7 protein-coding genes and 1 pseudogene are annotated in these 6824 nt (G+C 70.3%); 5 read left to right on the top strand and 3 right to left on the bottom strand.

The window, feature by feature from the left end:
* Positions 1-1633: replication restart helicase PriA (gene priA, locus VD972_RS15640; protein WP_324987616.1), on the bottom strand; the 1633-nt coding region annotated here is incomplete at its 3' end.
* Positions 1634-1675: 42 nt separating this feature from the next.
* Here priA and VD972_RS15635 point away from each other — a divergent pair.
* Genes VD972_RS15635 through VD972_RS15615 form a run of 5 tightly spaced genes read left to right on the top strand, consistent with a single transcriptional unit; the run spans position 1676 to position 5420 of the window.
* On the top strand, positions 1676-1807 hold the full coding sequence (locus VD972_RS15635; protein ID WP_324987614.1) for a hypothetical protein: 132 nt from the start codon (positions 1676-1678) through the stop codon (positions 1805-1807).
* A gap of 24 nt (positions 1808-1831) precedes the next feature.
* Positions 1832-2569, top strand: coding sequence for a TVP38/TMEM64 family protein (locus VD972_RS15630; protein ID WP_324987611.1), 738 nt, complete (start codon positions 1832-1834; stop codon positions 2567-2569).
* A complete protein-coding gene (locus VD972_RS15625) occupies positions 2566-4080 on the top strand; it encodes a mercuric reductase (protein WP_324987607.1) in 1515 nt (504 codons plus the stop codon). The genes VD972_RS15630 and VD972_RS15625 overlap by 4 nt, the downstream gene beginning before the upstream one ends.
* Before the next feature lie 3 nt (positions 4081-4083).
* Positions 4084-4740 carry a TIGR04282 family arsenosugar biosynthesis glycosyltransferase gene (locus VD972_RS15620; protein ID WP_324987604.1) on the top strand — a complete coding sequence of 219 codons (657 nt, stop codon included), beginning with the start codon at positions 4084-4086 and terminating at the stop codon, positions 4738-4740.
* Positions 4737-5420 carry a TIGR04283 family arsenosugar biosynthesis glycosyltransferase gene (locus VD972_RS15615; RefSeq protein WP_324987601.1) on the top strand — a complete coding sequence of 228 codons (684 nt, stop codon included), beginning with the start codon at positions 4737-4739 and terminating at the stop codon, positions 5418-5420. Before VD972_RS15620 ends, VD972_RS15615 begins: the two co-directional genes overlap by 4 nt.
* Before the next feature lie 400 nt (positions 5421-5820).
* On the opposite strand, the gene VD972_RS45500 is transcribed toward VD972_RS15615, so the two are convergent.
* The gene (locus tag VD972_RS45500; protein ID WP_414654068.1) at positions 5821-5961 is read right to left on the bottom strand and encodes a transposase; all 141 of its coding nucleotides are present in this window, start codon (positions 5959-5961) and stop codon (positions 5821-5823) included.
* A gap of 189 nt (positions 5962-6150) precedes the next feature.
* Positions 6151-6824, bottom strand: a pseudogene (locus VD972_RS15605) (VCBS repeat-containing protein); the annotation flags it as partial.

Below are 6824 nucleotides of genomic sequence, written 5' to 3'. Positions count from 1 at the left end.
TGGTGGCCGCGTCCCGATCCAGCCGAGCGACGCGGGCCTGGGGGAAGCGCTCGGCCACCTCCGTCTCCACGCGCTCGGTGCCAATACCCAGCCTGAGCATGGGCCCGGTGCACTCGCGGCAGCGCTCGGGCACGGGGGTGGCCAGGCCGCAGTAGTGGCACATGACGCGCGAGGCGGCCCGGTGCAGCGTGAGGCAGACATCGCACTCGGAGCACTTCAGCGTCAGCCCGCACACCTCGCACAGCAGGAAGGTGCTGTGGCCGCGGCGGTTGAGGAAGAGGATCGTCTGCTGGCCCCGGTCGAGCGTCTCCTGAATGGCGTCCAGCAGCGGCTGGGAGAGGATGGGGGCCTCTTCGGTGACGGGGCCCCCGTCGCGGGGGCGCTCGATGCGCAGATCCACCAGCTCGATGCGAGGCATGGGCCGGTCGTCCACGCGGTGCTTCAGCTCCAGCAGGCGGTAGCGGCCGCGGCGAACATTCTCCAGGGACTCCAGCGAGGGGGTGGCCGAGCCGAGCACCACCAGCGCTCCGGCCTGCTTGCCGCGCATCACCGCCATGTCCCGCGCGTTGTAGCGGAGCTTGTCCTCCTGCTTGAAGGAGGGGTCATGCTCCTCGTCCACCACCACCAGGCCCAGGTTCTCCACGGGCGCCCAGATGGCCGAGCGCACCCCCACGGCGATGCGCACCACGCCCTTGCGCAGCGCCTGCCAGTGGAAGAGGCGCTCGCGGTCCTTGAGGCCCGAGTGCAGCACGGCCACGTCCGAGCCGAAGCGGCTGCGGAACCGGCCCACCAGCTGCGGGGTGAGGGCGATCTCCGGCACCAGGACGAGGCTGCCCTTGCCCTGGGCGAGCGCGTGCTCCACCGCGCGCAGGTACACCTCCGTCTTGCCGCTGCCGGTGACGCCGTGGAGGAGCACCGTCTGGAAGCCCCCCATGTCGAGCGAGTAGTGCAGGGCCTTCACCGAGATGTCCTGCTCGGGGGTGAGCAGCTCCGGACGGCCCTGCCCCAGGCCCTCGCGAATGCCCGGCTTGAGCACCAGCTCCTCGAGGCGCACCAGCCCGCGGGCGGCCAGCTTCTTGAGCGTCTCCCGGCCGCCGGGGATGGCGTGGGCCACCTCCTCCACGGGCGCCCGGCCTCCCACGGCCAGCAGGTAGGCCAGCGCGGCAGACTGGGCGGGAGCGCGGCGCAGCTCGGGTGGGGCCTCGGCCACGATGGCCACCGCGAAGTGCTGCACGTCCGGCCGGGCTTCCTTCTCATCCTCGGCCTTGGAGAGGCCCGGAGGGAGCGCGCCGCGGATCACCTCACCCAGGGGGTAGCGGTAGTGCTCGGCGGCGAAGCGCAGCAGGGCAATCAGGTCCGGGGGGAGAGAGGGGGACTCTTCCAGCACGCGCTGGATGGGCTTGAGCTGGATCCCCTCCTCGGCAGGCAGGGAGGCAGGCCCCAGGAAGAAGCCCAGCGCCGTGCCGCGCCCGAAGGGCACCAGCACGCGCTGGCCAGGCGCCAAGCGTCCCGAGAGCGTCTCCGGGACGACATAGGTGAACTCCCCCCGGACGGGGCGGCCAACAGCGACGGAAGCAAGGGCAGCTGACGGGCTCACGAGATCCACAGTACCGGAGTGATCCGACACGACCATGTCTCGGGAGGTCCTGCAACCTTGTGTGTGATCCGGCGTACCATGACATTCTCTACAACGCTTGAAGCGGCCCTCGCCGTCCTGCTCGCCCTACCCGCCATGGCCGACTTCCTGCGCAAGAAGGGAGACGCCATCGACTTCCTCGGCTACGACTGGAGCCTCAACGGACGGTAGGTTCCCCGGAGGGGTGGGACCGACATGAAGAGCCGACGCGCAGCACTGTGGCTGGTGGGTATCGCGGCGTTCGTGGCCGCCGTCATCCTGTTGCCCGTCAATGAGTGGTTGCTGGCGCTCATCGAGCGCATCCGGGACATGGGGCTGGTGGGAGCGGCCGTGTTCGTCGTCGCCTATGTGGCGGCCACGGTGCTGGTGCTGCCGGGCTCCATCCTCACGCTGGGGGCCGGCTTCGCCTACGGGCCGGTGTACGGCACGCTGCTGGTGATGCTCGCGAGCAACCTGGGCGCCACCTCCGCCTTCCTGCTGGGGCGCACGGTGCTGCGCGAGCGAGTGGCCCGCCGCATCGCTGGGGACCCGCGCTTCAGCGCCGTGGACGCGGCCGTGGGGGCGCAGGGCTTCCGGGTGGTGCTGCTCCTGCGCCTGTCGCCGCTGTTCCCCTTCAACCTGTTGAACTACGCGCTGGGGCTCACCCGGGTGCGCCTGAGGGACTACGTGCTCGCCTCCTTGCCCGGCATGTTCCCCGGGACGCTGCTCTACGTGTACCTGGGCTCCCTGGTGACGAACGTCACCCAGCTCACCAGCGGCCAGCGCCCGGACAGCGGCCCGTGGGGGCGCGTCCTCTTCTGGGGCGGGCTCGTAGCCACCGTCGCCGTCACCGTCCTCATCACCCGCATCGCTCGGCGCGCGCTGGACTCGGCGCTCCGCCAGGCCGCTCCGGCCTCGACGTCTCCCTCCTCTCCCGACAAGGCCTCACCGTGAAGAAAGCCCTGCACCTGCTCGAAGGAGATGTGCACGACGCCACGCTCGCCGCGCGCGTCCATCCCCTGGAGTGGAAGAACCCCACGCCCGAGGGCCGCTACAACCTCGTCGTCATCGGCGCGGGCACCGCCGGGCTGGTGGCTGCGGCAGGCGCGGCGGGCCTGGGTGGCAAGGTGGCCCTCATCGAGCGGCGCCTCATGGGAGGCGACTGCCTCAACTTCGGCTGTGTGCCCTCGAAGGCGCTCATCCGCTCGGCGCGGGTAGCGGCCACGGTGCGGGATGCGCGGGCGTACGGAGTAGAGGCCGGCGAGCCCACAGTGGACTTCTCGCGGGTCATGGCGCGGGTGCGAGCCCTCCGCGCGGGCATTGCGCACCACGACTCAGCCGAGCGCTTCCAGGGGCTGGGAGTGGACGTGTACCTGGGTGAGGGCCGCTTCGTCGCGCCGGACGCGGTGGAGGTGGAGGGCCAGCGGCTCACGTTCTCCCGGGCCCTCATCGCCTCCGGGGGAAAGCCGGCCGTGCCCTCCATCCCGGGGCTCGAGGAGGCGGGCTACCTCACGAACGAGACGGTGTTCACCCTTACCGCGCTGCCCTCACGGCTCGTGGTGCTGGGGGGAGGGCCGATCGGGTGCGAGCTGGCGCAGGCCTTCCGCCGGCTCGGTGCGCGCGTGGTGCTCATTGGCAAGGAGGAGCGGCTGCTGCCGCGCGAGGACCCCGAGGCCGGCACGCTGCTGATGCGCCGCTTCGAGGCGGAGGGCATCACCCTGCAACTGGGCGCCCAGGTTACCCATGTGGAGACGCACGGCGCATCGAAGCGCGTCCACTTCGAGCGCGGCGGTGCAGTGGGGGCGGTGGATGCAGAGGCGCTGCTGATCTCCACGGGCCGCGCGCCCGAGCTGGAGTCGCTGAACCTGGAGGCGGCGGGCGTGAGGCACGGGCCTCACGGCGTGGAGGTGGACGACCGGCTGTGCACGTCGAACTCGCGGGTGTACGCGGCCGGGGATATCTGCTCGCGCTTCAAGTTCACCCACGCGGCGGACGCGCTGGCGCGGGTGGCGCTGCAGAACGCGCTGTTCCTGGGCCGGAAGAAGGCGAGCGCGCTCGTCATTCCATGGTGCACGTACACGGATCCGGAGGTGGCCCACGTGGGCCTCAGTGCCGAGGAGGCCGCGGCGCGCGGGGACAAGGTGGTGACGGTCACGGTGCCCATGTCCTCGGTGGACCGGGCCATCCTGGAGAGCGAGACGGAGGGCTTCGGGCGGCTCCACGTGGAGGCCAAGACGGGGAAGCTGCTGGGTGGCACGCTCGTCGGCTCGCACGCGGGCGAGAACATCGGCGAGCTGGCGCTGGCGATGACCCAGGGGCTCACAGTCGGGGCGCTGGCGAACACGGTGCTGCCCTACCCCACGCAGGGCGAGGTGCTGAAGCGGCTTGGCGATGCGTGGAGCCGGCGCCGGCTCACGCCCCGCGCGAAGAACTTCCTGACGCGCTTCCTCGCCTGGCGGCGGTGAGCCATGCGGGACGTCGCGCTCTGTGTCTTCGCCAAGCCCCCGCGCGCCGGTGAGGCCAAGACGCGCCTGGCTCCCGCCGTGGGAGCCGAGGGGGCCGCGGACCTGGCTCGCGCCTTCATCACCGACACCTGGTCCCGGGTGACGCGCCTCCCGTGGGCTCGGCCCATCCTGGCCTCCACGGAGTCATGGCCCGAGGGGCTCCTCCCTGCTGGCGTAGAGGTCTGGCAGCAGGGCGAGGGGGACCTGGGAGCCCGCATGGAGCACATCCTCCTCCGAGCACTGGAGGTATGCCCGGCCGCGATGGCGCTCGGCGCGGACATCCCGGGCCTTCCTCTGGCCCACCTGGAGGCCGCCCGGGCCACGCTCGAGGATGCAGATGCGGTGTTCGGCCCGAGCGACGATGGCGGCTTCTACCTGCTTGCCCTGCGTCGGCTGCCGGTGGGGGCCTTCGCGAACCTTCCCTGGAGCCAACCGGAGACCCGCGCGCGCACCGAGGCGCGCCTGAAGTCCCTGGGGCTCACGGTGGCCCACGTGGCGCCGTTCTTCGATGTGGATGTGCCCGCCGACCTCGAGCGGCTGGAAGTGGAGCTGAACGCGGGTCGGATCCAGGCCCCCGCCACGGCAGCGGTACTCGCCACGCTCCGGAGGCCTGAGCGGTGATCTCCGTCATCCTCCCCGTGCTCAACGAGGAGCGGCGCATCGGCCAGCGCCTGACGGAGCTCTCCAAGATGGAGGGCATCGACGAGGTCCGCGTGGTGGACGGCGGTAGCACCGACGCCACCGTGGAGCGGGCCCACGCCTTCCCAGAAGTGACCGTGCTCGCCGCCCCGCGTGGCCGGGCCTCGCAGATGAACGCGGGCGCTGAAAGAGCTCGCAGCCCGGTGCTCCTGTTCCTCCACGCGGACGTGGCCCTCCCACCCGACGCCCCTCGCCACGTCGCCGCCGCACTGGAGGACCCGCAGGTGGTGGCCGGAGCATTCAAGACGTGGACGGTGGATGACGCCGGGAGCTCACGGCTTGGCCCGCTGTTGCACCTGGCGGACCTCCGGTCGCGGTACACACGCCATCCCTACGGAGATCAGGCCCTCTTCGTTCGCGCTGAGGCCTTCCGCTCCGTGGGTGGCTTCCCCTCGCAGCCGCTGATGGAAGATCTGGAGCTGTCCCGCCGACTGTGGAGGCTGGGCCGCATCCGCACGGTGGATGCACGCGTCACCGTCTCCGGACGACGGTTCATCGCGCGCCCGGTGTTCTACTTTCTGGCAGTGAACGGCTTTCCGCTGCTGTACCAGCTCGGGGTCTCACCGCAGATCCTGCTGCGCTTCTATCAGCATGTGCGGTGAGGCCTCATCGGATGGAGGACGTCCGTAACGGACTTCTTCGAGGACAAGGAGAAGCTTCGCGGCTTCGCGAGCGAGGTCGCCGCCTTGTCGGCATGCAGCTTGGCGGGCCGGTGGAGGGGATGACCGCGGGGCTGCTTCACCTCGGGCACGGCGTCCAGCAGGGGGAACAGCTCGTGCGTGTCGTGGACGTTGGCCCCGTCAGGCTCTCAGCCAGCGGCTGGCCTTGGGTGTCGACCAGAAGATGATGCTTGCTGCCCGCCTTCGCTCGGTCCGTCGGGTTCTTGCCCGTGAGAGCCCCGAAAGTCCACCTGGCCGCGCTGTCCCAGTTCGTTGAGCAGGACGCGCTAGAGCTGCTCGAACACTCCGGCGCGCGTCCATTGCTCCAGGCGCCGCCAAGCGGTCATCCCCTGAGCACAAAGACGATGGCCTCCAAGGCGGCTCGATCGTCGGCCTGTCGTCGGCCGGGCTTCTTCTTCTTGGAAACCGGAAGCAGCGGAGCCACTCGCTCCCACAGCGCGTCCGGTACGAGTTCGCGAGTCATAGGCCCCAGGTGCTCATGGCCCGCTCATCCGTCCACCCTCCCGTCCGCCTTCAGACCTTACTTTTGTTAGGTGCTCTTAGTCTTAGTGTTCACCTAATTGGCAGGAGGCTCGCTGGCCTCTTGCGCCGCAAGCCCCGGAGTGCAGAGGCACCTGCAGGCCCTCCGCTCTCCTGATGAAGCGCTACGCCGCTACCTCAAGAGATAGGCGCCCCTCTGCTGGTTGGCCCCGTCAACCCAGCGGTAGTAGGCCAAGTCGTCGCGGCCGTCGCCATTGAGGTCCGCGAACTCGGCCCCCAGCCAACCCACGGTGTCAGCAGCGATGTGGAAGGGCGGGGTGAACTGGGGCGCCCACTGCCAGCCGCTGCCGGTGTTGAGGTAGGCCCCCATCTGCTGGTTCGCTCCATCAATCCAGCGGTAGTAGGCGAGGTCAGCCCGGCCATCGCCATTGAGGTCGGCGAAGCGGGCACCCAGGTCGCCCACGGTGTCAGCAGCGATGTGGAAGGGCGGGGTGAACTGGGGCGCCCACTGCCAGCCGCTGCCGGTGTTGAGATAGGCCCCCCTCTGCTGGTTGGCCCCGTCAACCCAGCGGTAGTAGGCCAAGTCGTCGCGGCCGTCGCCGTTGAGGTCGACGAAGCGGGCACCCAGGTCGCCCTCGGTGTCGGCGGAGAGATGGAAGGGCGGAGTGAACTGGGGCGCCCACTGCCAGCCGCTGCCGGTGTTGAGGTAGGCGCCCCTCTGCTGGTTGGCCCCGTCAACCCAGCGGTAGTAGGCCAAGTCGTCGCGGCCGTCGCCATTGAGGTCCGCGAACTCGGCCCCCAGCCAACCCACGGTGTCAGCAGCGATGTGGAAGGGCGGGGTGAACT

Source organism: Hyalangium sp. (assembly GCF_035629615.1).
GTDB lineage: Bacteria > Myxococcota > Myxococcia > Myxococcales > Myxococcaceae > Hyalangium.
Note: the sequence above shows the minus strand (reverse complement) of the source record. Positions and strands in the feature narration are given on the sequence as shown.